At 75.4% G+C, this 1,665-nt stretch carries 1 protein-coding gene; it reads left to right on the top strand.

Annotated elements, in window-relative coordinates; genetic code table 11:
- The coding region (locus tag IEZ31_RS55630) for a beta-ketoacyl synthase N-terminal-like domain-containing protein (protein ID WP_190258269.1) at positions 1-1,665 on the top strand (1,665 nt) is incomplete at both ends.

Below are 1,665 nucleotides of genomic sequence, written 5' to 3'. Positions count from 1 at the left end.
GGCGGATGTGCTGGCGGGGGTGCCGGAGCGGTGGCCGTTGCGGGGTGTGGTGCACACCGCCGGCATCGTCGACGACGCCGTCGTCGAGCAACTGGAGCCACGACAGCTCGCCGCCGTCCTCGCCGCCAAGGCCGAGTCCGCCTGGCACCTGCACGAGCTGACCGAGCACCTGCCGCTGACGGTCTTCGCGCTGTACTCCAGCGCCGCGGGCATCTTCGGGGCCGCCGGTCAGGCGAACTACGCCGCGGCGAACGGCTTCCTGGACGGGCTGGCGTCCTGGCGCCGGGACCGTGGCCTACCCGGGGTGTCGCTGGCCTGGGGGCTGTGGGACGAGGCCGCCGGCATGGGCGGCCGGCTGGGCCAGAGCGACCGGGCGCGGCTGATGCGGGTGGCGTTGCCGATGTCCGCGGAGCAGGGGCTGGCGCTGTTCGACGCCGGTGTCGCCGGTGCCGATGCGGTGGTGGTGCCGATGCGGCTCAACCCGGCGCCCGCCGGTGAGGTGCCGCCGCTGCTGCGCGGCCTCGTCCGCGTCGCCGCCCGGCCCGCCGCCGCGGACGACGGCCTGCGCGGCCGGCTGGCGGCACTGGACCCGGACGCCCGCGAGCGGGCCCTCCTCGACATCGTGCGGACCCGGGCCGCCGCCGTGCTCGGGTACACCGACGGGGTCGCCGACGACCGGACGTTCAAGGAGCTCGGGTTCGACTCGCTGACGGCGGTCGAGCTGCGCAACGGCCTGCGGGAAGCGACCGGCCTCACGCTGTCGGCGACGCTGGTGTTCGACCATCCGAGCCCGCCGGCGCTGGCGCGGTACCTCTCCGGGCTCTTGGGAGGGGAAGCGCCGACGGCGGTCGTGGTCCGGGCCGCGGCCGGGGTGGACGAGCCGATCGCGATCGTCGGGGTCGGCTGCCGGTTCCCGGGCGGTGCCGATGACCCGGAGCTGTTCTGGGACCTCATCGCCGCCGGTGGTGACGCCGTCACCGGCTTCCCCACGGACCGCGGCTGGGACGAGGCCGCCCTCTTCGACCCCGACCCGCAGACCCCCGGCCGCACCTACACCCGCCGCGGCGCCTTCCTGCACGATGCCGCGGAGTTCGACGCCGGGTTCTTCGGGATCAGCCCCCGTGAGGCCCTGGCGATGGACCCGCAGCAGCGGCTGCTGCTCGAGACCTCGTGGGAGGCGCTCGAACGGGCGGGCATCGACCCGGCGACCCTGCGCGGTACCGCCGCCGGGGTGTTCATCGGCACCAACGGCCAGGACTATGCCACGCTCGCGTCCGGGCTGCCGGACGAGGTCGAGGGATACCTCGGCATCGGCAGCTCCGCCAGCGTCATGTCCGGTCGGGTCGCCTACACCCTCGGGCTGACCGGCCCCGCCGTCACCGTCGACACGGCCTGCTCGTCGTCGCTGGTCGCCCTGCACCTGGCCGGACAGTCACTGCGCGGCGGCGAGTGCGGCTTGGCCCTCGTCGGCGGCGTCACCGTCATGACGAAGCCCGGCCCGTTCGTCGAGTTCAGCCGCCAGCGCGGCCTGGCGCCGGACGGGCGCTGCAAGGCGTTCGCGGGCGCCGCCGACGGCTTCGGCATGGCGGAGGGCGTCGGCGTGCTCGTCGTCGAGCGGCTGTCCGATGCCCGCCGCAACGGCCACCGCGTCCTCGCGGTGGTCCG

Source organism: Dactylosporangium sucinum (genome assembly GCF_014647515.1).
GTDB lineage: Bacteria > Actinomycetota > Actinomycetes > Mycobacteriales > Micromonosporaceae > Dactylosporangium > Dactylosporangium sucinum.
The sequence above is the reverse complement of the archived record's forward strand: the minus strand, read 5'-3'. Positions and strand labels throughout refer to the sequence as shown.